Origin of the sequence: Microbacterium bovistercoris, assembly GCF_003387575.1 — a bacterium.
Lineage (GTDB): Bacteria > Actinomycetota > Actinomycetes > Actinomycetales > Microbacteriaceae > Microbacterium > Microbacterium bovistercoris.
The window spans coordinates 137,651-160,275 of the sequence record NZ_QUAB01000015.1; the positions used below are offsets into that span (position 1 = coordinate 137,651).

29 protein-coding genes are annotated in these 22,625 nt (G+C 67.5%); 11 read left to right on the plus strand and 18 right to left on the minus strand.

Annotated features, from left to right (window positions below; genetic code table 11):
* Positions 1-249: 249 nt before the first annotated feature.
* From DY023_RS03385 to DY023_RS03405, 7 genes are all read right to left on the minus strand, one after another.
* Positions 250-1,092 (minus strand): alpha/beta fold hydrolase, encoded by an 843-nt coding sequence (locus DY023_RS03385; protein ID WP_116240930.1) that lies wholly within the window; start codon positions 1,090-1,092, stop codon positions 250-252.
* A 151-nt stretch (positions 1,093-1,243) separates the two neighbouring features.
* Complete coding sequence (locus tag DY023_RS17900) at positions 1,244-1,414, minus strand: hypothetical protein (RefSeq protein WP_181905704.1); 171 nt, start codon at positions 1,412-1,414, stop codon at positions 1,244-1,246.
* Between the two features lie 263 nt (positions 1,415-1,677).
* Positions 1,678-2,421 carry a hypothetical protein gene (locus tag DY023_RS03390; protein ID WP_116240931.1) on the minus strand — a complete coding sequence of 248 codons (744 nt, stop codon included), beginning with the start codon at positions 2,419-2,421 and terminating at the stop codon, positions 1,678-1,680.
* On the minus strand, positions 2,418-3,026 hold the full coding sequence (locus DY023_RS03395) for a hypothetical protein (RefSeq protein ID WP_116240932.1): 609 nt from the start codon (positions 3,024-3,026) through the stop codon (positions 2,418-2,420). The genes DY023_RS03390 and DY023_RS03395 overlap by 4 nt, the downstream gene beginning before the upstream one ends.
* A gap of 481 nt (positions 3,027-3,507) precedes the next feature.
* Complete coding sequence (locus DY023_RS18345) at positions 3,508-3,642, minus strand: hypothetical protein (RefSeq protein ID WP_281271900.1); 135 nt, start codon at positions 3,640-3,642, stop codon at positions 3,508-3,510.
* Positions 3,643-3,895: 253 nt separating this feature from the next.
* Positions 3,896-4,195 (minus strand): HigA family addiction module antitoxin, encoded by a 300-nt coding sequence (locus DY023_RS03400; RefSeq protein WP_116240933.1) that lies wholly within the window; start codon positions 4,193-4,195, stop codon positions 3,896-3,898.
* Positions 4,196-4,204: 9 nt separating this feature from the next.
* The gene (locus tag DY023_RS03405) at positions 4,205-4,486 is read right to left on the minus strand and encodes a type II toxin-antitoxin system RelE/ParE family toxin (protein ID WP_116240934.1); all 282 of its coding nucleotides are present in this window, start codon (positions 4,484-4,486) and stop codon (positions 4,205-4,207) included.
* A gap of 165 nt (positions 4,487-4,651) precedes the next feature.
* Between DY023_RS03405 and DY023_RS03410 the strand changes: the two genes are divergently transcribed.
* Positions 4,652-5,014, plus strand: coding sequence for a hypothetical protein (locus DY023_RS03410; RefSeq protein WP_147303251.1), 363 nt, complete (start codon positions 4,652-4,654; stop codon positions 5,012-5,014).
* Between the two features lie 147 nt (positions 5,015-5,161).
* Here the strand turns inward: DY023_RS03410 and ychF are convergent, their stop codons facing one another.
* Complete coding sequence (ychF, locus tag DY023_RS03415) at positions 5,162-6,235, minus strand: redox-regulated ATPase YchF (protein ID WP_116240936.1); 1,074 nt, start codon at positions 6,233-6,235, stop codon at positions 5,162-5,164.
* A 37-nt stretch (positions 6,236-6,272) separates the two neighbouring features.
* Positions 6,273-7,016: a class I SAM-dependent methyltransferase gene (locus tag DY023_RS03420; protein ID WP_116240937.1), complete on the minus strand. Its 744-nt coding sequence runs from the start codon at positions 7,014-7,016 to the stop codon at positions 6,273-6,275.
* A 59-nt stretch (positions 7,017-7,075) separates the two neighbouring features.
* On the opposite strand from DY023_RS03420, the gene DY023_RS03425 reads away from it, so the two are divergent.
* On the plus strand, positions 7,076-7,669 hold the full coding sequence (locus tag DY023_RS03425) for a 3'-5' exonuclease (protein WP_116240938.1): 594 nt from the start codon (positions 7,076-7,078) through the stop codon (positions 7,667-7,669).
* 133 nt (positions 7,670-7,802) lie between these two features.
* Here the strand turns inward: DY023_RS03425 and DY023_RS03430 are convergent, their stop codons facing one another.
* Positions 7,803-9,044, minus strand: coding sequence for an FAD-dependent monooxygenase (locus DY023_RS03430; protein ID WP_116240939.1), 1,242 nt, complete (start codon positions 9,042-9,044; stop codon positions 7,803-7,805).
* Positions 9,045-9,147: 103 nt separating this feature from the next.
* Here DY023_RS03430 and DY023_RS03435 point away from each other — a divergent pair, with 103 nt between their 5' ends.
* Entirely contained in the window at positions 9,148-9,714 is a 567-nt protein-coding gene (locus tag DY023_RS03435) for a TetR/AcrR family transcriptional regulator (RefSeq protein ID WP_116240940.1), read from the plus strand.
* 28 nt (positions 9,715-9,742) lie between these two features.
* On the plus strand, positions 9,743-11,014 hold the full coding sequence (locus tag DY023_RS03440; protein ID WP_116240941.1) for a DNA recombination protein RmuC: 1,272 nt from the start codon (positions 9,743-9,745) through the stop codon (positions 11,012-11,014).
* A 16-nt stretch (positions 11,015-11,030) separates the two neighbouring features.
* On the opposite strand, the gene DY023_RS03445 is transcribed toward DY023_RS03440, so the two are convergent.
* Both DY023_RS03445 and glpX read right to left on the minus strand, forming a co-directional pair.
* Positions 11,031-11,324: a hypothetical protein gene (locus tag DY023_RS03445; RefSeq protein WP_116240942.1), complete on the minus strand. Its 294-nt coding sequence runs from the start codon at positions 11,322-11,324 to the stop codon at positions 11,031-11,033.
* A 99-nt stretch (positions 11,325-11,423) separates the two neighbouring features.
* On the minus strand, positions 11,424-12,410 hold the full coding sequence (gene glpX / locus DY023_RS03450; RefSeq protein ID WP_116240972.1) for a class II fructose-bisphosphatase: 987 nt from the start codon (positions 12,408-12,410) through the stop codon (positions 11,424-11,426).
* A gap of 184 nt (positions 12,411-12,594) precedes the next feature.
* On the opposite strand from glpX, the gene fbaA reads away from it, so the two are divergent.
* Positions 12,595-13,623 carry a class II fructose-bisphosphate aldolase gene (gene fbaA, locus DY023_RS03455; RefSeq protein WP_116240943.1) on the plus strand — a complete coding sequence of 343 codons (1,029 nt, stop codon included), beginning with the start codon at positions 12,595-12,597 and terminating at the stop codon, positions 13,621-13,623.
* Between the two features lie 82 nt (positions 13,624-13,705).
* On the opposite strand, the gene DY023_RS03460 is transcribed toward fbaA, so the two are convergent.
* The 3 genes from DY023_RS03460 to DY023_RS03470 all read right to left on the minus strand — a co-directional run bounded on the left by DY023_RS03460 (position 13,706) and on the right by DY023_RS03470 (position 15,460).
* Complete coding sequence (locus DY023_RS03460; RefSeq protein ID WP_116240944.1) at positions 13,706-14,236, minus strand: COG4315 family predicted lipoprotein; 531 nt, start codon at positions 14,234-14,236, stop codon at positions 13,706-13,708.
* 67 nt (positions 14,237-14,303) lie between these two features.
* Complete coding sequence (locus DY023_RS03465) at positions 14,304-14,960, minus strand: anti-sigma factor family protein (RefSeq protein WP_116240945.1); 657 nt, start codon at positions 14,958-14,960, stop codon at positions 14,304-14,306.
* Positions 14,957-15,460: a sigma-70 family RNA polymerase sigma factor gene (locus tag DY023_RS03470; protein WP_245958571.1), complete on the minus strand. Its 504-nt coding sequence runs from the start codon at positions 15,458-15,460 to the stop codon at positions 14,957-14,959. Before DY023_RS03470 ends, DY023_RS03465 begins: the two co-directional genes overlap by 4 nt.
* An 82-nt stretch (positions 15,461-15,542) precedes the next feature.
* On the opposite strand from DY023_RS03470, the gene DY023_RS03475 reads away from it, so the two are divergent.
* Both DY023_RS03475 and DY023_RS03480 read left to right on the plus strand, forming a co-directional pair.
* The gene (locus DY023_RS03475) at positions 15,543-16,025 is read left to right on the plus strand and encodes a DUF2231 domain-containing protein (protein WP_147303252.1); all 483 of its coding nucleotides are present in this window, start codon (positions 15,543-15,545) and stop codon (positions 16,023-16,025) included.
* A 75-nt stretch (positions 16,026-16,100) separates the two neighbouring features.
* Positions 16,101-16,694, plus strand: coding sequence for a DUF4822 domain-containing protein (locus tag DY023_RS03480; protein ID WP_220347221.1), 594 nt, complete (start codon positions 16,101-16,103; stop codon positions 16,692-16,694).
* 57 nt (positions 16,695-16,751) lie between these two features.
* On the opposite strand, the gene DY023_RS03485 is transcribed toward DY023_RS03480, so the two are convergent.
* Positions 16,752-17,513 (minus strand): GntR family transcriptional regulator, encoded by a 762-nt coding sequence (locus tag DY023_RS03485; RefSeq protein WP_116240948.1) that lies wholly within the window; start codon positions 17,511-17,513, stop codon positions 16,752-16,754.
* A gap of 250 nt (positions 17,514-17,763) precedes the next feature.
* On the opposite strand from DY023_RS03485, the gene ehuB reads away from it, so the two are divergent.
* Genes ehuB through ehuA form a run of 4 tightly spaced genes read left to right on the plus strand, consistent with a single transcriptional unit; the run spans position 17,764 to position 20,847 of the window.
* On the plus strand, positions 17,764-18,651 hold the full coding sequence (gene ehuB, locus DY023_RS03490) for an ectoine/hydroxyectoine ABC transporter substrate-binding protein EhuB (protein ID WP_116240949.1): 888 nt from the start codon (positions 17,764-17,766) through the stop codon (positions 18,649-18,651).
* Between the two features lie 12 nt (positions 18,652-18,663).
* Positions 18,664-19,389: an ectoine/hydroxyectoine ABC transporter permease subunit EhuC gene (gene ehuC, locus DY023_RS03495; RefSeq protein ID WP_116240950.1), complete on the plus strand. Its 726-nt coding sequence runs from the start codon at positions 18,664-18,666 to the stop codon at positions 19,387-19,389.
* Positions 19,386-20,048 (plus strand): ectoine/hydroxyectoine ABC transporter permease subunit EhuD, encoded by a 663-nt coding sequence (ehuD, locus tag DY023_RS03500; protein ID WP_116240951.1) that lies wholly within the window; start codon positions 19,386-19,388, stop codon positions 20,046-20,048. The genes ehuC and ehuD overlap by 4 nt, the downstream gene beginning before the upstream one ends.
* The gene (gene ehuA / locus DY023_RS03505) at positions 20,032-20,847 is read left to right on the plus strand and encodes an ectoine/hydroxyectoine ABC transporter ATP-binding protein EhuA (RefSeq protein WP_425453405.1); all 816 of its coding nucleotides are present in this window, start codon (positions 20,032-20,034) and stop codon (positions 20,845-20,847) included. Before ehuD ends, ehuA begins: the two co-directional genes overlap by 17 nt.
* A gap of 40 nt (positions 20,848-20,887) precedes the next feature.
* Here ehuA and DY023_RS03510 read toward each other — a convergent pair whose 3' ends face one another.
* Positions 20,888-21,403, minus strand: a complete 516-nt coding sequence (locus DY023_RS03510; RefSeq protein WP_116240952.1) for a DUF6264 family protein — start codon at positions 21,401-21,403, stop codon at positions 20,888-20,890.
* The gene (locus DY023_RS03515) at positions 21,400-22,440 is read right to left on the minus strand and encodes a 4-hydroxy-3-methylbut-2-enyl diphosphate reductase (RefSeq protein WP_116240975.1); all 1,041 of its coding nucleotides are present in this window, start codon (positions 22,438-22,440) and stop codon (positions 21,400-21,402) included. The genes DY023_RS03510 and DY023_RS03515 overlap by 4 nt, the downstream gene beginning before the upstream one ends.
* Between the last annotated feature and the right edge of the window lie 185 nt (positions 22,441-22,625).

The following is a 22,625-nucleotide window of genomic DNA, read 5'->3' on the forward strand; positions in this document are numbered from 1 at the left end:
GTCGCGCAGTCCGGAGGGCGGAGAAGCCGGTCCGGTCGTCGGCACTCGGTCCATCGACGGTCTGAGTAAGCGCCCAATATGTCCGCTGATACGTGAGACGCTCCGGCGCATAGTTTCGACCGGCTCGTCCCGCGGGCGTGAGGTCGCCCTTGTCACCCCAATCGTCTGGTTCGATCCCGAGCATTGCGGAGATCTCCGCCACGTTCTTCGTGTCGCTGTGAACGGTGAAGGAAGCTCGATTGCCCCGGATCATGGACGAGAGCCTATTCCGCCGAGATCACGGCCGTCGAGCGTTCGCTCACCTCGAGACAGCCACTGACGGAGTACGCCGACCCACTCCTCGAACGCATCGAGATGGGCGTCATGAGTTCCGCCGGCGAGGTCGATCCTGTCCGTTTCAGGGCGTCGCCGGATCAATTCATTCTTCTCGGCGTCGTCGAACATCCCATTCCTCGCGAAGATCACGCGCGTCGGAACCCGGAGAGTCTCCCATTCGGCCCAGCGTGGCTCGTGCACGGCTTCGATCGTGCGTCGCATGATGTCGGGGTCGAAGCGCGGGACAAGCCCGTTCCCCTGCGTTTGAAGGTCCGCCACCCACGCTTCGACGATCGCGTCGTCGCCGAGGAAAGCGCGCGCGGCGTCCTCATCTGCGAACGGCACCGGCCAGGACGCGAAGTACCTGCCCAGAGCCGCTGCCGATTCCGGGTCATGGCTGCCCGCGACATGGCCTTCCAGCATGACGAGTCCCTCGACCAGGTCCGGACGAGCCGCAGCCGCGAGAAAGGCGGTATGCGCTCCCATCGACTGGCCGGCGAGGGTTGCTCTCCGCCCAGGGACGAGCTCCTCGATCACCGCGACGACGTCCTCGACGAAAGCCTCGCGCGTCAGATCATCGGGACGCCGCGTGCTCAGACCATGCCCCCGCTGATCCACAAGCAGCACCCGGCACCCGTCGAGTTCCCGCGCTGTGGGCAGCAGCTCCCGCGAGCTCCCGGCCAGGCCGTGCAGCAGGACGACGACCGGCCCGTCGCCCTCCAGGTCGCTGACCGCGATCGAGACGCCGTCTGGACACAAGACCACGCGGGACGTCATGCGATCTGCTGCGGAGCTATCGTCACGATCTCGTCGCTCAACGCTCTGCACTCGGCGCTCGTCGTTCGACCGCAGATTCATTCAGGACTCCTCCGGCATTCCCCCGCCACAGCTCGGGGTGAGTCACACGTTGAAGCGTGACTCCACCACGCTACGCCACGGTGAGGCACCACGCGTAGAGCATCACGTCGGCCTGATCCTTCGGCGAGAAGACGCGATCGAAGTCGTGCGAGAGCCGCGAGAAGTCCCGCCCGAGCGCTCGTTTCGAGCCGGTTTCCTGGCTGAATCCGGAGATCGTCCGACGACTCAGCGGATCCAACATGACACGGACTCGTCGAACTCGCGGCGCCTCAGGATGATGCTCCTCGTACTTGCGCTCCGTTCGCCACCGGTCGATGCGAAGAGAGTATCGGCACTACGAGCCGGTGAGCCGCCTAAGCGCTCAGCCGTTGAAGTGGAACTCCACGACGTCGCGTCACAGACAGGCGTCACGGTGCGGCTAAAACAGCCGCACCGTCCCAACCATCAGCATCGGTCGCCGCTGCTGCCGCAGGCGCTTCAGCATGGCGTTCAGATCCCTCACCTTCACAGCCAGAGGATGCCGGCCACGTCTTCGACGTGAGCCTTCACCTTCGAGATGCCCGGCCAGTACTTGTTCGGGTGTCCGCACTGGTTCCGGAGGTCGAGCGCCTGACCGAGGATCTTGTGCTGAGCCTTGTCGATAATGCCGAGATCCTGCGCGACCTTAAGGATGTCGACTTCCTGGAACTTAAGTAGGTCGTCGTGAGTCTTGAGGCTTGCCTTGGGTAAGTACTTCTGGAAAGCCGTTGTCACCGCGCTCGCACCGTGCGACCAAATACGCTGCTTTAGGTCAGCGGCAGCGCCGACCCACACGAAGACGACTGCGGCGCGACGAGCATCCACTCTGAGGCACAGCACAGCTTCTTCGAGGAAGCTCTTCGCGCCAGGATCGGTGACCTTCGCTACGACCTTCTCGAGGTCGCCAACGCTCTGCTCTAGCTCGGGCTCGTTCTCCGGTAGTCCGTGATTCGCGCGGACCGACTTACGTCCCGTCTCCGTCAACTGCCAGAGCTTCGAGCCGTTGGCTGTGTTGCCGACCACATCGACGTTCGCCCCGGCCTTACCGAGCACGTCCGCCATGTTGATGTTCTTCGCGTTGGTGATGCGCGCGCTCACGACGGCGGACTTGACCTCTGCCGCGGTCATTGACTCTTTGTTGCCGTACCGCTCGTTCCAGTAGAGGACGGCGAGCGCGACCGTCTCGCGCTTCGCCCTCTTCACCGCGGCGAGGAACTCTACGAGCGTCACTTTGCAGACTTCGACGGGAGGTCATTTCTAACGAGTCCGTAGCCTCGAGGGGAGACTTTGATGTCGTCGCCGTCTGATGTGTCGAGGAAACCCGCGCGCGTAGCAGTGATGGACAGCGAGTTCTTCGGGTTGCTGGGTGCCGTCCAACCAGCGTCGACGTAAAGCGTCACCACCTGGTTCGCGTTCGCCTTCGGAAGTTTCGCGACTTCCTTGATCCAGTACACGGCGCACGTGTTCTTGTCGTTCTGCGTCGCGGGCTTCTTTTCCGCGATGAAGTCACGCCAGGACTGCACGCCTTCGGGGGCGGTTTCCAGGGTCTGGTCGATCGAGACCTTCGCTGCCTTGGTCGTCCGCTTAGGCTTCGGCTTTCCGTTGCCTCCACCCGCGCCGCCCGCAATGTCGCCCACCGTCGAGTCAGAGGCGTTAGCGTCGGCGTCGCCGGACGCCTCAACGTGAATCTGAGGCGTCCTGACGTGCAGTGTGGACTTGCCAAACATGTGCGAGAACGCGGCGTTCTGCAGATCGGTATTGCCCTCGATGGTCGCGACTACCTCGAGGACGCGCTTCATCTGATCCAGTCGCGCGTCGAAGTCTTCGTCGGCCACAGTGCCTCCATTCCAGGACAAGAGTGTCCTGGAATATACGGTGGACGCGAATCGTTCTCCGCGATGTCAACCAGCGTGTCCCTAAATGAGGACAAGACGGGAACAACCCCGCTGGAGCAGAGGTAGGGTGGCGCGGACCGCTTCTTATGACTCATCCGGCCCGCGTCAGCATCGCGGCTGAGTAATCGAATCTCGATAACCTCCATGACCTCCAACGTCCGTCCCACATCGACCGGACGCCGTTCGCAGGATGGCGGTCGTGTCCGAGTACTTCGCGTCGTCGGTCCGCAGGATGTGCGCGAATCAAAGTTGTGCGGTCACGTTCCTGCCACGCGGAACGGACAGCCCCTCGGACTGGCCGCAGAAGTTACGAGATGTGCGGTCGTAGGCCCTCTGTATCCAGCGCTACAAATCGTCGCCGATGTCGTCCGTCCGCGAGCGCTCAGACGTTAAACCGGAACTCCACCACGTCACGTCGCCGTTAGCGGTCACCGACGTAGAGCACGTCGGCGCGTTCCCGTGGGAAGAAGTTGCTCTCGAAGTCGAGCTCATTGGGAACCCAGACTTCGTTCCAGAGCCGGATGAAGTCGCGGCCGAGCGCTTCATCGCGCCGCATCCCCCGCTCCTGAGCCGTTTCGAGCGGGATATCGACCCATACGCTCAGATCGAGAAAGGGCAGAGCCTCGGGATGAAGCAGCCCGACAAGGTCGACCAGTAGGACGTCTCCCGTCGGCGCTGGTTCAGGTTCTCCGTGCTCTTACCAGATCCCGCAAATCCTGACACACCCACGACCACTGGCCGCCCGAGATGCCGGAGTTTCCGTTCAACGCGCGCTGTCAGAGACGCGATGTCCTGAACCTCTGCCTGCGTCATGCTGCCTGCAACGGCGTGATCGCAGCGATCTGCTCAGACACACGATCTTCGGCAAGCTCCAGCTCGTACCGCGTCTGCAGATTGAGCCAGAACTGCGGCGCCACACCGAAGTAACGTCCCAGCCGAAGCGCCGTGTCGGCCGTGATCGCACGCTTGCCGTGCACGATCTCATTGATCCGTCGGGGCGGCACGCCGATGGCCACGGCCAGCTTGTTCTGTGTGATCTCGAACCCCTTGATGAAGTCCTCCATCAGCACCTCGCCCGGATGGATCGGCGGGTAGAGCTTCTCAGACATGATCCCTCCTCAGTGGTAGTCGACGATCTCGACATCCTCGGGCCCAGCCTCAGTCCAACGGAAACAGATCCGCCACTGGTCGTTGATCCGAATGCTGTGCTGACCCGCCCGATCGCCCTTAAGCGCTTCCAGGCGGTTGCCCGGAGGAACTCGTAAGGCGCCGAGCGTCGATGCAGCGTCGAGAAGATGCAACTTCCGATTCGCCATCTTGTGGATACGCGGATCAATCCTCTTCGCCGGTTCGCGATGCCATACGTGCTCGGTCTCGCGGTCGGCGAACGATCTGATCACAAAGAGATACTATAACGCAAAGCGTCAATAACGTTAGACGTTAAACCGGAACTCCACGACGTCGCGTCACCGTTAGCGGTGTGCGGAGAAGCCGCACCGTCCGAAGTGACGACCGCGCAGCGTGCAGTTCCGGGCGGGACATTCGCTGGGCAGTACCATTGCTGCATGGACAGGGCTGCGCGTATCGCGAGGTTCATCGACCGCCAGTATGTCTCGGACGAAGGCGATGTCCGACAGAACGTCGAAAGCCTGTTCGCCGCCGACCTTGTCTATCACACGGGCGAGCAGACGCTCAGCCGTGAGGATCTTGTCGTCATCGGAACCACGGTGCGGGCGACCCCGCAACGATCCCGGTACATCGAAGCACGAGATTTTGAGCAGCAGGGCGATGTCGTTCGATGGCGGCTCTCGGCACACCTGCCCGCGACCGACTCCGAAGACGAGGACCTGCATCAGGAAAGCGTCGTGACCGCGCTCTTCGGCCCAGACGAGAAGGTCATCAGGGTGTGGTCAACGCCAGCCGCGTAGGTATGCCGAACCTGTCGGGCCCGCCGCCGCGTTTCGCCAGTCCAGGGCGCATGAAAGAAGGCGGGGCGGGCGGACCATCGACCATGCTTCATGCACAGGACCACGATCCCCAGTAAGAACTAGCCGCGCGACAAGCGCCACACCGCCTCAGACGTTGAACCGGAACTCCACCACGTCGCCGTCCTGCATGACGTAGTCCTTGCCCTCGAGGCGGGCCTTGCCCTTCGCGCGCGCCTCGGCCACCGAGCCGGTGTCGACCAGGTCCTGGAACGAGATGACCTCGGCCTTGATGAAGCCCTTCTCGAAGTCGGTGTGGATCACGCCGGCGGCCGCGGGGGCCTTGTCGCCCTTGTGGATCGTCCAGGCGCGCGCCTCCTTCGGGCCCGCCGTGAGATAGGTCTGCAGGCCGAGCGTGTCGAAGCCGATGCGGGCGAGCTGGTCGAGGCCGGACTCGTCCTGCCCCGTCGAGGCCAGCAGCTCCGCGGCATCCTCCGGATCGAGGTCGATGAGCTCCGACTCGATCTTCGCGTCGAGGAAGATCGCCTGCGCGGGGGCGACGAGCTCGGCGAGCTCTGCCTTGCGCGCAGCATCCGTCAGCACGGCCTCGTCGACGTTGAAGACGAAGATGACCGGCTTCGAGGTGAGCAGGCCCAGCTCCTTGATCGGCGCCAGGTCGATCCCCGACACCGACAGCAGCTGACCGCGCTCGAGCGCGTCCTTCGCGGCGGTTGCGGCCTCGAGCACCGACGGGTCGGCCTTCTTGCCCCGCACCTCCTTCTCGAACCGCGGGATCGCCTTCTCGAGCGTCTGCAGGTCGGCGAGCATCAGCTCGGCGTTGATGGTCTCCAGATCGCTCTTCGGGTTGATCGCCCCGTCGACGTGCACCACGTCGTCATCGGCGAAACCACGCACGACCTGCGCGATCGCGTCGGCCTCGCGGATGTTGGCGAGGAACTGGTTGCCCAGCCCCTCGCCCTCACTGGCGCCGCGCACGATGCCGGCGATGTCGACGAACGACACCGTCGCGGGCAGGATGCGCTCACTGCCGAAGATCTCCGAAAGCGTGTTCAGCCGCGGGTCGGGCAGGCTCACCACGCCGACGTTCGGCTCGATCGTCGCGAACGGATAGTTCGCCGCGAGCACGTCGTTCTTGGTCAGCGCGTTGAAGAGGGTGGACTTGCCGACGTTGGGCAGGCCGACGATACCGATAGTGAGAGCCACGGGAGTCGATTCTACCGGGGCGGACGCCTGCGCCTTCTCAGCCGCGCACCGCGCGGAAGGCCGCGGTGACGTAGGGCAGGTCGATCGTGAGATCGCCGACGACGCCCAGCTCGTCGAAAAGGTCGTTCATACCCCGCTCGATACTCGCCTTCTTCTCGTAGGAAGCCGTGATGATGTAGCTGCGCGATCGCGCCATGTGCAGCAGCTGCTCGCGGGTCATGGCGCGCGTCCACTCCCAGCGCTCGCTCTCCACGCCGCCGAACGGCGCAGCGATCGTGGGGCCGTCGCCTGAGATCATCTCCTCCGCGGGGCTGCCGCTCATGATCAGGGTGAGTCGGCGCACCCAGTCGACACGCTCGTCACGCACGTTCCAGATCAGTCCGAGCACGCCGCCCGGTCTTACGACCCGGCCGATCTCAGCGGATGCCCGCTCCGGATCGACCCAGTGCCAGGCCTGCCCCATGACGACCGCGTCCACTGCGGCATCCGGCAGCGGCAGCGATTCGGCCGTGCCGACGAACGTCGGCACCTGCGGCGACTGCACGTGCAGGGCAGCCAGCATCTCGGCATCCGGGTCGACGGCGACCACCTCGCCGTCCGCAGCATCCGCGAGCACCCGGGTGAGCTTGCCGGTTCCGGCGCCCACGTCAGCGACGCGGCGGGCCCCCTCGGGCAGCCGTTCGAGCATCCAGGCGACCGCCTCGAACGGATAGTCCGGGCGCCCCGCCTCATAGCTGCTCGCCGCTGTTCCGAAGGATGTCGCGCGCTCGCTCATGCTCATGTCGCCAGCCTACGGCGCGCCTCTGACGCGTGCGAGCGGCGGGAGGAGAGAGTGAACACGTGGCTCTGGACTTCACTGCGATCGACTTCGAGACGGCGAACTCCAGCCCGGCCTCCCCCTGCCAGGTGGGCCTCGTCCGCGTCCGCGGCGGCGAGGTCGTCGCGCAGACCGGATGGCTGATCCGCCCGCCCGCGGGCTACGACGACTTCCAGGAGTGGAACGTCCGCATCCACGGCATCCGTCCTGAGGACGTCGTGGGCGCCCCCAGCTGGGAGGGGCAGATCGACCGGCTGCACGCATTCGCCGGAGACGACGTGCTCGTCGCGCACAACGCCGGTTTCGATCTGAACGTGCTGCGCCGCTCCTGCCAGGCCACAGGCCTGGATGCGCCGAACTACCGCTCGCTGTGCTCGCTGGCCGTGGCGCGCAAGACCTACGATCTCGAGTCGTACCGGCTGCCGAAGGCCGCCGCGGCGGCGGGCTTCGGAGAGTTCCCGCACCACGACGCGCTGGCGGATGCCCGGGCCTGCGCCCAGATCGTCATCGACGCCGCCCGCCGCGCCGGCGCGGTCGACGTCGATGCGCTCTCGGCAGTGCTGGGCGTCCCCGTGGTCGAGTTCGCGCCGCTGCTCGCGGAGCGCGCCGCAGCCTGAGCGGGTCTGCCGGGCACCCGCGTCGCAGTTCGTTCCGTTCTGCGACCCGACGCGACACTCAGGTCGCAATCGGTCCCGCTCTCGGCGCCGTAGAGCGGGACGAACTGCGACCTGGGCGGGGCGCTGCGGCCGATCAGCGCACCGGCTCGCTCATCTCGACCGTCGGAAGGGCGAGCTCCGTGCCGCCAGCGGCGAAAGCTCGGCGCATGAGCGGGCGGAACGGCTTCGAGAGCGTCACGCGGACCAGCATCCTGGACACTGCAGCACCGAATCGACTCGCCGGCACCATCCGCTCGATGCCGCCGTACGGGATCTTCTTCCCCACCTCGGCGAAGGGCGCGATGTCGGCCGCGTATGCCGCCAGGGCACCGGGCAGGTCGTCGGGCCGCGCCACGATCCGAGCGGCAAGCAGATGGGCGCCGATCAGTGCCGTCGCCGTACCCATCCCCGTCATGGGAGATCCGCACGACGCCGCGTCGCCGAGCAGCACCACGCGGCCGGCCACGGGCGAATCGAGATCGATGCGGACCAGTTCGTCGAAGTAGAAGTCGTCAGCATCGGCCATCGCGTCGATGATCGTGTCGGCGTGCCATCCCGCACCTTCGAGCAGTTCGCTGATGAGCGCCTGCTGCGTACCCCTGTCGCCCCGGAGCGCCGGATTGCGATCCGCGCGGATCGTGAGGATCGCCTTCGACGTCGACGGGTCTCGATCCGGACGGATGCCGAAGGCGATGCCCGGTACGAACCGCATCGTGAACCAGCCGTCCTCGATGTCGGCGGGCGTGGGCAGGGTGAAGAACGCGGCGTAGCCACCGAGAGCATGCGCGAACCGCTCCTCCGCGCCGAAGGCCAGACGTCTCGTCGCGGAGTGCACACCGTCGGCGCCGACCACGAGGTCGTACCGTTCCGACGCCGCGCGCTCGAAGGAGACGTCGACGGCGTCGTCGTGCTGCTCCAGGGCCGTGATCCGGTCCCCGTACCGCACCTCGAGCAGCCCGGGGGCATCGGCATCGGCCTCGGCGAGACTCTCCCTGAGCACCTCGGCGAGGTCCCCGCGGGCGATCTCGATCTCCGCGACGGCCCCGTTCCCGTCGAAGTCCGCCATCGACATCCGTCCGAAGACCCTCCCGCGGGCGTCCACGTACGACATCCCGATCTCGTGCACTCGCCGCCGTTCGATGCCCGGCAGCAGCCCCATCCGCTCGGCCACCTCGCGGCTCGCGCCGCGCAGGTCGACGGCCTGCCCGCCCGGTCGCGGTGCCGCGGCGCGCTCGACGACGGTGGTGCGGATGCCGGCCCTGATCAGCTGCAGTGCGAGGGCGAGGCCGGCGATGCCGGCTCCCGAGACCAGGACGCGGGGTGTGGTGGTGCTCATCTTCGACTCTCCCTGTTTTAGACGCTTGTCTGACACGACTGTTCTACTCTGATCTGAGACGAATGTCTAGCACGAATGTCTGAACTTGTTCTAGAGTGGGGGCATGGGCAATCGTGAGGACCTGCTGGCCGGCGCGCGGAAGGTGATCTTCGAGCGCGGAGTGGCAAAGGCCACGGCGCGCGACATCGCCGGCGCGGCCGGAGTCAGCCTTGCCGCGATCGGCTACCACTTCGGATCCAAGGAGCAGCTGATCACCGAGGCGCTCACCCAGTCACTGGGAACGGGGATCGGCGACCGGATGGATGCCGCGCTGCGCGAGACCGCGGCGCTGCCCCCGCTCGACGCCTTCGCCGCCGTGTGGAACGCGATGCCCGCTGCGTTCGCCGAGAACCGCGAGGCGCTGATCGCCAGCCTGGAGAACGTGGTGCGGATGCTGCGCTCCCCCGAGGCCTCGCAGGAGTATGCGGGCGCCATGTCCGAGGCCTATTCCGGAACGGCCGCTCAGCTGCGCGAGACGCGCCCCGAGCTCGACGACGCCCAAGCCGAGGCGGTGGCCAAGCTGTACTTCGCGCTGGCACAGAGCCTCGGCATCCTGTGGCTGGTCACCCCGGAGGCCGTGCCGACCGGTGAGGAGCTCGCCGCCGCGGTCGCCGCGCTCGCCTCCGACTGATGTCGGAGGCCCGCGGCATCATGGGGACATGGATGCTTCAGCTGTCGCCCTCGCGCTGATCGCACTGCTCCTCGGCACCGCCGGCGGGTGGTTCGTCGCGCACTCCCGCTCGGCAACGGCACTCGCGCGCGCAGAGGTCGAGATCGCCGCGCTGCGCGAAGACCGCGATCGGCAGTACGACCTCTACCGCGATGCCGTCGAGCACTCGCGCGCCGAGCAGCAGGCCGCCGCCGAGCGGGCTGAGCGCGAGAACGCCGTGCTGACCGCGATCGCGCCGGTGCGCGAGAGCCTGCACCGGATGCAGCAGACCGTCACCTCGCTCGAGCAGGATCGCCAGGTGCAGTTCGGCACGATCAGCGAGCAGCTGCGACTCGCACAGGAGTCGGACGAGGCGCTGCGGGCCACCACCGAGACTCTCGCCGGCGCCCTGCGCTCCACCGCGACGCGCGGCGTCTGGGGCGAGGCGCAGCTGCGCCGCGTCGTCGAGGCCGCGGGACTCACCCGTCACGTCGACTTCGATCTGCAGACCACGATCTCGTCGGATCGCGGCCAGGGCCGCCCCGACATGGTGATCCGACTCGCCGGCGGCGCATCGATCGCCGTCGACGCCAAGGTGCCGCTCGATGCCTATCTCGAGGCGAGCGCGCTCGGGCTGAGCGCCGACGAGGGCACCCGGCGCGCGCTCATGCAGAAGCATGTCAAGGCGCTGCGCGCCCACATCGACGCCCTCGCGAAGAAGGCCTACTGGTCGGGGCTGGAGGCCGGTCCCGAGTTCGTCATCTGCTTCCTGCCCAGCGAATCACTGCTCGCCGCGGCGATCGACGAGGATCCGACACTCCTCGAGCACGCCTTCGGCAAGCGGATCGCCCTCGCCTCGCCGGTCAATCTGTGGGCGGTGCTGAAAACCGTCGCCTACACGTGGTCGCAGCAGGAGGTCTCCGACGAAGCCCGCAGCCTGCTGAACCTGGGCACCCAGCTCTACGACCGCCTCGGCACCCTCGCCGGGCATGCCGACGACCTGCGCCGTGCACTGGAGCGCACGATCGACAGCTACAACAGATTCGCGGGCTCGCTGGAGAGCCGGGTGCTGGTCACCGCCCGCCGATTCCCGGGCGTCGACCAGTCGGCACTCGGTGCACCGGCTCAGCCCGTGCTGACGCCCGTGCGACGGTTCACCGCGGAGGAGCTGCTCGAGGGCGCCGACGATGACGCGCGCGAAAGCGACTCAGACGTCTCGGACCTGACGCTGCTCTCCGACATCGGCGAGCTGCGCGCCCGACTCGGTCAGGACGAGGCCTGAGACGACCCCGAGCCGATCAGGCGCCGCCCGGCACCCACCACAGCAGCGCGCACACGATGCCCGAGGTGGCGACGAAGGCGCCGATCATCCACCAGACGCTGACCTCGTGCCCTTCGTCGCGGCGCTTGCGGAACAGCACGTCCGCGCGTCGGGCCGGATCGACCACAGCGGCCTGAGCACCGGGAGCCGGCGTGGACAGCTTCACGACCGTGCCCTCCGGCAGGTCGCTGACGCGCAGGATACGGCCGGTCTCGGTGGTGACGTGCGCCTCAGGGACGGCCTTGCCGGCCTGGTCCTTCTGCGATGTCATCGTGCGTCCTCCTCGTTCCGACCGCGAAAGCGCGATCACGACCTGCCCATTCTGCCAGCCGCACCTGGAAAAGTGCGTACTGAGGGCCGTGTCAGAGGTTCAGAGCCACTTCGAGACGAGGTGCTCCGACGAGATCCGCCGCAGCGTTCCGGACGCACCGCGCAGCACCACGCTCTCGGTGTAGACGTACCCGCCCTCGCGGCGCACGCCCGAGACCAGCTGCCCGTCGGTCACACCCGTCGCGACGAAGAGCGTGTTGTTGCCCTTGACCAGGTCGTCCGCCTCGTACACCTTGTCCATGTCGAGACCGGCGTCGATGCCGAGCTGCCGCTCGTCGTCGTCACGCGGCCACAGGCGACCCTGGATGTGGCCTCCGAGCGCCTTGATGGCGCAGGCCGTCACGATGCCCTCCGGGCTGCCGCCGACGCCGATGCACATGTCGGTGCGGGCGTTGTGGCGCGCCGCGTTGATGCCGCCGGCGACGTCGCCGTCGCTCATCAGACGGGTGCCTGCACCGGCCTCGCGGATCTCCGCGATGAGCTTCTCGTGCCGCGGGCGGTTCAGCACCGAGACGACGATCTCGTCGACCGGCTTGTCGAGCGCGGCAGCCAGACGGCGGATGTTCTCACCGACGGGGAGCCGGATGTCGACGACGCCGACTCCGGCAGGACCCGTGACGAGCTTGTCCATGTAGAACACGCTGGAGGCGTCGAGCATGGTGCCGCGGTCGGAGACGGCGATCACGGAGAGTGCGTTCTGCCTTCCCGCGGCCGTCAGCGAGGTGCCGTCGATCGGGTCGACGGCGATGTCGCACTCCGGCCCGCTGCCGGTGCCGACGGTCTCGCCGTTGAAGAGCATCGGGGCGTTGTCCTTCTCACCCTCACCGATCACCACGCGGCCCTGGAAGTGCACGGTGCCGAGGAATGCTCGCATCGCGTCGACGGCCGCGCCGTCCGCGGCCTCCTTGTCCCCGCGTCCGATGTACGGCACCGCGCGGATCGAGGCGGCCTCCGTGGCGCGCACCAGTTCGAGTGCGAGGTTGCGGTCGGGACGAAGGGGGCTGAGATCAGCAGTGAGGCTCACCATGCCGGTCAGCATAGCCAGCCAGAAGGGCAGAATCGGCGAGTTTCACGCTCTCGCAAGCGAAGGAATGTCCGTTCTTAACATCAGTGAAGAGCGAGATGATTTCCGAGGGCTTCACACAGAAAGCATCCATGCTCCTCCCCGGCTAAAGTGAGGCTGAAACCGCTCATCGATCGCAGGAGTTCTCATGCCCGTTGCCACCCCGGATCAGTACGCAGAGATGCTCGATCGCGCGAAGGCCGGCGGCTTCGCCTACCCCGCGTTCAACGTCTCCAGCTCGCAGACGATCCACGCCGTCCTCCAGGGTCTGACCGAGGCCGGCTCCGACGGCATCATCCAGGTCACCACCGGCGGCGCCGACTACTTCGCCGGCCAGACGGTGAAGGCCCGTGCCACCGGCGCGCTCGCCTTCGCGAAGTTCGCCACCGAGGTCGCCAAGTCCTACCCCGTGACCGTCGCGCTGCACACCGACCACTGCCCCAAGGACGCCCTCGCCGGCTTCGTCGAGCCGCTCATCGCGGCATCCGAGGAAGAGGTGAAGGCCGGGCGCAACCCGATCTTCCAGTCGCACATGTGGGACGGCTCGGCCGTGCCGCTTGCCGAGAACATCGAGATCGCGAAGGATCTGCTCCCCCGTATGAAGGCGATCAACGCCATCCTCGAGGTCGAGATCGGCGTCGTCGGCGGCGAGGAGGACGGTGTCGCGCACGAGGGCTCGAACGAGGCCCTGTACACGACCTTCGGCGACGTCGACCAGGCCGTTCAGGCCCTCGGGCTCGGCGAGCAGGGCCGCTACATCGCCGCCCTCACCTTCGGCAACGTGCACGGCGTCTACAAGCCGGGTGGGGTGAAGCTGCGCCCCGAGCTGCTCGGCGAGATCCAGCAGCAGGTCGCCGCGAAGTACGGCACCGGCGCGAAGCCGCTCGACCTCGTCTTCCACGGCGGCTCCGGCTCGACCGACGAGGAGATCGCCCTCGCAGTCGCCAACGGCGTCGTGAAGATGAACATCGACACCGACACGCAGTACGCGTACACCCGCGCGATCGCCGACTACATGTTCAAGAACTACGACGGCGTCCTCAAGGTCGACGGCGAGGTGGGCAACAAGAAGCTCTACGACCCGCGCGCCTGGGGCAAGGTCGCCGAGACCGCCATGGCCGCCCGCGTGGTCGAGTCGACCCGCCAGCTCGGCTCCTACGGCCAGTCGAAGAGCTGACGGTCCCGATGGGTCGCTGAGCCTGTCGAAGCGAACACGGATGCCCCGGACCGCACGGTCCGGGGCATCCGTCGTTCCTGCGTCAGCCGCGGATCAGCGTGCCGTCGGCCTTCAGCACCCACCAGATGCCTCCGACGCCCTGCCCGTTGACGTCGCCCTTCGCGCTGTCACCGGCGAAGGTGTACAGCGGCCAGCCGTCCAGGGTGACCTGGAGCTTTCCGTCGGGGGTGTCGATCGTGCCGAGGTCGCCGGTGACGCCGTCGACCTTCGGCGTGGCCTCGTCCGACAGGATCGGCGGCCACTTCTCCAGGCACTGGCCGGTGCAGGCGCTCGTCGTCGCGCCCTGGGTGTCCTTGTCGTACATGTACGCCGTCATCCCGTCGCCGGTGACCACGACGTCGCCGAGCGACGTGCTCGCGACCATGAGGGCGGTGCTGGAAGACGAATCCGATCCGCCGCCGGTGCCGTAGCTGTCGTCCGTGTACCCGCCGTCACCGGAGGAGTCCGACGAACTGCTCGGAGCGGTCGTGTCCGGAGTCCCGGACGGCCCGCCGGAACAGCCGGCCAGCAGAAGAGCGAGGGCGATGCCGCCGATCGCGAGAGCCTTGCGCATGATGTCGTCCCTTCGTCCGGCCTCGGCGAGGCCTCTCCTCGGTGAACGAGACAGCGCGGAAGGGAGTTCACTCGAACGAGTGCCGCACCATGACCGTTCCCCCGGCGTCGAGGATCTCGATCGAGCGGATGTCGGATGCCGCCAGCGCCGTCCCCGCCGACAGCTTCGCGACGGCACCCGGCTTCACGTTCCAGGTCGAGAGCGTGGTGGTCTTCCCGTCCACATCCGTGACGGCGAGCACGTAGCTGCCGCTGCCGTACCCGTTGCCGTCGTATTCGCAGACCAGGTCGAGCTTCGTGCCCCAGGGTACCGAAGTCAGCGCGACCTCTGCCGCGACCGGAGCGCCGGCGACGGGCTCCAGAGCGATCGCCGGTGCGGGCCGCGGCGTCAGCATCGAGATCGACACGACCACGCCGACGACGACCGCCGCGGCGATCCCACTCGCCCAGGCGACGACCCGACGGCGGCGGCTGCGCCGTGCTCGCGCGGCCGCGAGCACCCGTACGGGTCCGGCATCCGTGGCATCCTGATCGGCGATCGATTGCGCGTCATCCGCGCCGAGCCGCGAGAGCAGCGACACCGTCGGCCCCAACTCGGCCACTGCTGCGCGGCACGCGGCGCAGTGCGCGAGATGATCCTCGTATTCGGCGCGCTCCGCTGCCGAGAGCGCGCCCAGCGCATAGGCGGCATCCCAGGTGGCATACCGCTCGTGATCGACGCTCACCGGGTCACCCCTCTCTCCTGCAGTGCGAGCCGCAGGGCTCGCAGTCCGTAATGCATCCGGGACTTGACCGTGCCCTCCGGGATGCCGAGTTCTCTGGCGAGCTCACCGACGCTCCGACCGCGGTAGTACGCGGCGACGACGACCTCGCGGTGCTCGGGGCTCACGGCGGCGAGCGCGTCCTGGATGAGCATCGCGTCGAACAGCCGGTCGGTCTCGTCATCGGCGGCGCGCTCGGGAACGTCGGCCACCGCGTTCTCGTGGCGGTTCCGGGCGCTGCGCGCCTCGTCGATGACGATGTGCCGCGCCACGGTGAACATCCACGCGCGGCAGGTGGAGGGGTCCTGCTCGAGCACGCGCGGCGTGCGCCAGGCGCGCAGCAGCGTCTCCTGCACGACGTCGTCGGCGGATGCCCGGCCGCCGAGGCTCGTCACGTAGCGCCGGATGGGCCCGGCGTGCAGCTCGTACAGCGCGGTGAGCCGCTCGTCGTCCTGTTCACTCACGGATCCCTCCTCACGTGGGTAACGAGGCGGAGTGTTCGGAGGTTCAGATGAACCTGGGCGGGACGGATTCCGTTCTTCACCTATGGACATCTTCCTCGCCGATGACGGGTTCCGCATCGCGGGCCTGCCGATGCATCCGCTGCTCGTGCACGCCACCGTCGTGCTGACTCCCCTGACGGCTCTCGCCGTGGCTCTGGCGGCGCTCTGGCCGGCAGCCCGGCGCCGGATGGGATGGGCGCCCCCGATCGCGGCGGTGATCGTCGCAGGGCTCGTCCCGATCACGGTGCTCGCCGGGCGGAGTCTCGCCGAGACCGTCGGCTACACCCCGCCGGTGCTGCGGCACGAGGCCCTCGGTCTCATGCTCATCCCGTGGACGATCGCGCTGCTCGTGGCCGCCGTGCTCGTGCAGCTCCAGGATCGGATGCTGCGCCGCGTCGCGCCCGCGACCGCACGGATCCTGCGGATCGTGATCACCGCCGCCGCGGTGATCGCCGCGGTCGGCACGATCGTCGTGACCGTGCTGACCGGGGATGCGGGGGCGCGCGCCGTCTGGGGAGGGATGTGATCAGCCCTTCGGCGCGGTCAGCAATAGCCGATCGGATGATGTGGCGCCCCTGCGCCGATTCGTAGCGTTGAGGACATGAACATCACCCGTCGCTCCATCCTCACCGCCTCCGCGATCGCGATCGCCGTCGCGGGCGTCCTGCCCACCACCGCCATGGCCGCCGAGGCTCCCGCGCCCGCCGCGGCATCCGCTTCGTGGAAGAACCTCACCCCCTCCGAGACCCTCGCCTCGACGCCGTGGAAGACCACGAGCGCCGTCGACCAGGACGGCAACCGCGTCGCCCTCGACAACCCGGCCGTCTCGAACTTCGTCGGCTGGGCCTACTTCGACGCCGACGGCACGTACACGATGTACAACCTCGACGACAGCCCGAAGCTGCGCGGTGACTGGACCGTCGCCGCCGACGGCTCCTCGCGCTGGATCAACGCGAAGGACGCGAACGGCAACGTGCTGTTCCAGCGCACCGTGCCGATCACCGAGCTGACCAAGAACGTCTTCACCTACCGCGTGTTCCCGAACGCGGGCGACACGAGCGTCTACTACGACATCGTGCACACCAAGACCAACCACGTCGAGCCCGGCACCGACGCGAAGGGCCCCGGCGTGAACAACGGCCAGGGCGGCGAAGGCAACGGCGACTACCACTTCAACAACGGCAACGCCCGCTGATCGCTCTCCTGCGAGACACGCAGAACCCGGCTCCGCATCGTGCGGGGCCGGGTTCTGTCATTCCCCGGCTATGGGAGCGATCGGCTCGAACTCCGCAGGTTCACCCGTCTCGCCCGGCTCGACCAGGTCGACCGAGGGCCCCCGTCCACGCAGCCGCGCGACGGCCTCATCGAACTGCGTCTGCAGCGCAGCCACGGCGGCCTCGCCGTCGCCGCGGCGCAGGGCGTCCAGCAGCTCGCGATACGTCGGCGACACCGAGCGCCGCACGCTGTAGCCCTCCCGAGCGCTGAAGCTCACTATGCGGGTCTGCATCACCAGCGTGGCCATGAACCGTGTGAGGCGTTCGCTGCCCGCCGCATCCACCAGCACCTGATGGAACTCCAGATCGGCGTCGCCGATGGCCCGCGCATCCGCGCCCTCACTGGCCATGACGAGCTCGCGCAGCTCATGCTCCAGCCGCCCCAGCGCGCCGGCATCCCGAGCTGCCGCGACGCGGCGCACAGCCTGCGTCTCGACCGCGAGGCGCGCCAGGTACACGTCGTCGATCTGATCTCCCTCGATCACGGCGACGCTCATCCCGCGGCCGGGAACCGCGATCAACAGTCCCTCCTGGACGAGACGCTGCGCCCCTTCACGGAAGGGGCTGCGGCTGACGCCGAGCTGAGTGGCGATCTCGACCTCTCCCAGCGGCGACCCGGCCGGCAGCGCGCCGGAGAAGATTGCCTTGCGCAACTCGATCGCGATCAGGTCGACCGTGGACATCCGCGGAACGCGCGGCACGGCTGCGCGCCCTACCGATCTGGGCATGTCACGGGCCATCCCGCCTCCTTGTGCACTGTGACGCTGCGCGTCTGAACCATTCTCGCCGCAGGGGCCGCGTCTCTCGGCATCCTCCGGCTGCGCCGTGTCGAGTCGACGGCAACGTTTCTGTCACATTGTCGACAATCTGCGCGTCTGATTGTACTTGGAAAGACACCTTCCGTATCGTGAGTGTCCGTTCACCCGCATATGCAGGACCCTGCCTGCGTGCGAACGAAAGACCTGAGACACGAAACGGAAGAAGACGACGATGCGCAAGCGACACACACTCACGCGATCCGCCCTGGCGCTGACCGGGGCGCTCACGCTCGCCCTGGCCGGCTGCGCCTCCGGCGACAACACCGACTCCGCCGACCAGAGCACGCTCGAGCAGGCACGGGAGTCCGGCACGATCACTCTCGCCGTGGCCTCGGAGCGGCCGTACTCATGGGTCGAAGACGGCGAACCCACCGGTGCCACCATCGCGATGCACAAGAAGATCTTCGAGGAGCTCGGCATCGACGACATCAAGGTCGAAGAGGTCGAGTGGAACTCCCTGATCCCCGGGCTGAACGCCGGCCGCTGGGACGTCGTCAGTGCGGGCATGTCGATCCTGCCCGACCGCTGTGAGCAGGCTGCGTTCAGCGACCCCGAGATCATGTACACCACCACGCTCGCCGTCCCCAAGGGCAACCCGCAGGATCTGAGTGATCTGGACTCCGTCGCCGACAAGGGCGGGATCACACTGGCGGTGCAGTCCGGCGCGATCGAGGAGGGGTACGCCGACGACCTCGGCATCACGGACGTCATCAAGGTCGACAGCGCGACGGCCGGGCTCGAGACCGTCGAGTCGGGCCGGGCGGACGCCTTCGCCCTGACCGCGGTCTCGCTGAACTGGATGACCGACGACAGTGACGCGCTCGAGACCACCGGCGCCTTCGTGCAGGAGCTAGACGGTGTCGAGCAGATCGGCGCCGGCGCGACGGTCTTCCGCAAGGAGGACAAGGATCTGCTGGCGGCCTACAACGAGGAGCTGGCCAAGATCACCGGCGACGAGCAGTCCTACCTCGACCTGGTCGAGCCGTTCGGATTCACCGCGGAGAACCTGCCGCCCGCCGACCTCACGACCGAGCACCTCTGCTCCGGCGACCTCGGCTGACCACCGCCGGACGTGACAGACAATCTCGAGGCGCTCCAGCGGGCGCTGCCCCACCTGCTCGACGGTCTTCTGATGACCCTCCAGCTCACGGTGGGCGGCGCCCTGCTGGCGTTCGCCATCGCCATCGCGCTCGGCCTGCTCGCGCGATCCGACAACATCATCCTGCGGGGCATCGCCCGTACCGTCATCGAGGTGTTCCGCGGCACGTCACTGCTCGTGCAGCTGTTCTTCCTGTTCTTCGTGCTGCCGCTGCCGCCGTTCAATCTCGAGCTGCCTCCCGCGCTCGTCGGCATCCTCGGCCTGGGCCTGAACTACGGCGCCTACGGCGCCGAGGTCGTGCGCGGATCGATCAACTCCGTCCCCCGCGGACAGTGGGAGGCGACGACGGCGCTCAGCCTGTCGCCCGCCCAGCGCATGTCGCGCGTGATCTTTCCGCAGGCGTGGGCGCTGATGATCCCCTCGCTCACCAACCTGCTGATCCAGTTGCTGAAGGGAACCGCCGTGGTCTACCTGATCACGATCGTCGAGCTCACGGCCGAGCTGAACCGGCTGCGCATCGACACCGACGTGTTCTTCGCCTACACGCTGGGACTGATCGTCTACTTCGTGATCGCCTACCTCCTCACCATCGTCATGAACGCCCTCGAGGCGCGCGCCAAGCACCGCCTCGGACAGGGCACCCGACTGCGAGAAGCGGTCGCAGCGCCCGCCGTCGATCGAGAGGGAGATGTCCCGTGAACGACGACCGAGTGATCTGGAACTGGGACCACGCACTCGCCGCCCTGCCTGAGATGCTCTGGGCCTTCCTCACCGTCACCCTGTACGTGACCGTGCTCGGCAGCATCATCGCGGCCGCGCTGGGCCTGCTCATCGCGCTCGCGCGCAAGAGCACACCGCGCCCGATCGCGGGCATCCTGACCTTCGTGATGAACTTCATCCGCATGACCCCGCTGGTGGTGCAGCTGCTGTTCGCCTATTACGCGTTCACCACGGTGCCGCCGCTCACGCTCGGCGTCATCATCTTCGGCATCCACTACGCCACCTACATGGCCGAGGTCTACCGGGCCGGGATCGACGCGGTCCCGCGCGGCCAATGGGAGGCCGCCACCGCCCTGTCGATGTCACGCGGGCGCACCTGGACCGCCGTCGTCATCCCGCAGGCCTTGCGCTCGACCCTGCCGGCACTCGGCAATTACGTCATCTCGATGTTCAAGGAGACCCCGTTCCTCGCGGTAATCACCGTGACCGACATGGTGCGCGCCGCGCAGGAGTACGGTGCATCGCACTTCCGGTTCATCGAAGCCATCATCATGGCGGGGATCCTGTTCCTCGTCGCCAGCTACCCGACCTCACTGCTTGTCGGGCGAATGGAGAAGCGCCTTGCCTACACAGCCTGACACCCACACCGGAGCCATCGCCCTGGACGACGGGGAGGTGCCCGCCATCCGGTTCGACAGGGTCGAGAAGCAGTTCGGCGATCACGTGGTGCTGCACGACCTCGACTTCACCGTCCGCAAGGGCGATCGCGTCACGCTCATCGGACCCAGCGGATCGGGCAAGACCACGATCCTGCGGCTGGTGATGACCCTCGAAGAGGCCGACGGCGGGTACATCTACGTCGACGAGCAGCCGCTCACCCACGTCCAGCGCGGCGGCAGGCGGGTCGAGCTCAAGGAGAAGCACAAGAACGAGATGCGCAAGCGCATCGGCATGGTGTTCCAGCAGTTCAACCTGTTCCCGAACATGACCGTACTGGAGAACATCATCGAGGCGCCGGTACACGTGCTGAAGGCGCCGAAGGCGAAGGCCGTCGCCCGCGCGCACGAGCTCCTCGAGATGGTAGGGCTGCCCGACAAGGCGGGTGCCCATCCGACGCAGCTCTCCGGTGGTCAGCAGCAGCGCGTGGCGATCGCCCGCGCCCTGGCCATGGAGCCCGAGATCCTGCTGCTCGACGAGGTCACCAGCGCGCTGGACCCCGAGGTGGTCGGTGAGGTGCTGAGCATTCTGCGCGACATCGCCCGCGACACGGATGTCACGATGCTGATCGTCACGCACGAGATGCAGTTCGCGCGAGACGTCTCGAACCGGGTGTTGATGTTCGACGGCGGGCGCATCGTCGAAGAGGGCTCTCCGGAGCAGATCTTCTCCAACCCGCACGAGCAGCGCACCAAGGACTTCCTCTCCGCCGTGCTGTGAGTCGCGGCTGAGCGTGGGCGTCGACGCTGCGGGCGCCCGCTCAGCCCAGCGACGCGTTCAAGAACGCGGGATCGCCCATGATCGGCACCATCAGGCACAGCGACACGACGACCATCGTGAGGGCGAATCCGGCCAGCGGCACCCACCAGGCCGGCTTCGCCGCGCGGATGCGACGGAACGCGACGTACACGGTGGCGGCGAAGCCGGCGAGCATCACGACCACGGCGACGACGCCCCAGGTGCGCGCCGGCCCGAGGTTGGTGAACTCGCCGGGGATGCCGAGCACCTTCATCGCCTGGGTCAGCGAGTCGCCCATGTTCAGGAACTGCGGGATCGATGAGAGCACGTTGACGAGTCCGTACGCGAGCATCGCGATCGTCAGCAGGCGGTCGACCGGTCGCGCCTTCGGCGCCTCGTCCGTCTGCAGGGGCACCGGCTGCGGAGCGGGCGCCGGTGCGGCCGGTGCGGCCGGCGGCGGTGTGGCTGGAAGTCCGGCCGCGCGACGCTGCTCCTCGGGAGTCGCGTACTCGCCGTACTGCGGACGGTCGTCGCTCATCCGTCACCGGCCGAGGTGCGGCCGCCCAGGGCGCGCGCGTCGCGCTGTCCTGCGGCATCCTGGCGCAGCTCCTTCGGCAGCGAGAACATCAGGTCCTCCTCCGCGGTGCGCACCTCCTCGACGTCGGCGTAACCCGCCCCGGCGAGCTGCTCCAGCACCTCCCGCACGAGGACCTCCGGAACGGATGCCCCGCTCGTGACTCCGACGGTGTTCACGCCCTCCAGCCATTCCTGCTGCACCTCGTCGGCGTAGTCGACGCGGTAGGCGGCCTTGGCGCCGTGTTCGAGGGCGACCTCGACCAGACGCACGCTGTTGGACGAGTTCGCCGAGCCGACGACGATCACGAGGTCGGCATCGGCCGCCACCTTCTTGATCGCGACCTGACGGTTCTGGGTGGCATAGCAGATGTCGTCGGACGGCGGATTGTGCAACTCGGGGAACCGGGTGCGCAGCCGGTTGACGGTCTCCATCGTCTCGTCGACCGAGAGCGTGGTCTGCGACAGCCAGACGACCTTGGACGGGTCCTTCACCTGCACGGTGTCGGCCTCCTCCGGCGAGTTCACGATGGTGACGTGCCCTGGCGCCTCACCCGCGGTCCCCTCGACCTCCTCGTGGCCCTCGTGGCCGATCAGAAGGATCTCGTAGTCGTCGCGCGCGAAGCGCACGGCCTCGCGGTGCACCTTGGTGACCAGCGGGCAGGTCGCGTCGATGGCGTTCAGGCCGCGGGCGGATGCCGCATCGACCACAGCGGGCGAGACGCCGTGAGCGCTGAAGACGACGTGCGCCCCCTCCGGCACCTCATCGACCTCGTCGACGAAGATCGCGCCCTTGGCCTCGAGCTCGGTGACGACGTGGATGTTGTGCACGATCTGCTTGCGCACGTACACCGGAGCACCGAACCGATCGAGCGCCTTCTCGACGGCGACGACGGCCCTGTCGACCCCGGCGCAGTAGCCGCGCGGGGCTGCCAGCAGTACCCGCTTGACGCCGTCCACCGGGACGTCGCGAAGCGGTTCGGTCCGCAGCGGACGGGGCATGCGGGGCACGGGCAGGGATACGGCGCTCACGGGTTCGAGTCTATCGGCGCCTCCCTTGATGAGGGCCGGGAACGCGGCATCCTGCAAGCGCTTGCGGGGAGAAGAACGGCAGCGGGCGGGATCCGATGACGAACTTGTTGTAAACGCTTGCAGTTCACGTGCATCCGTTGCTACGGTGCACGAGC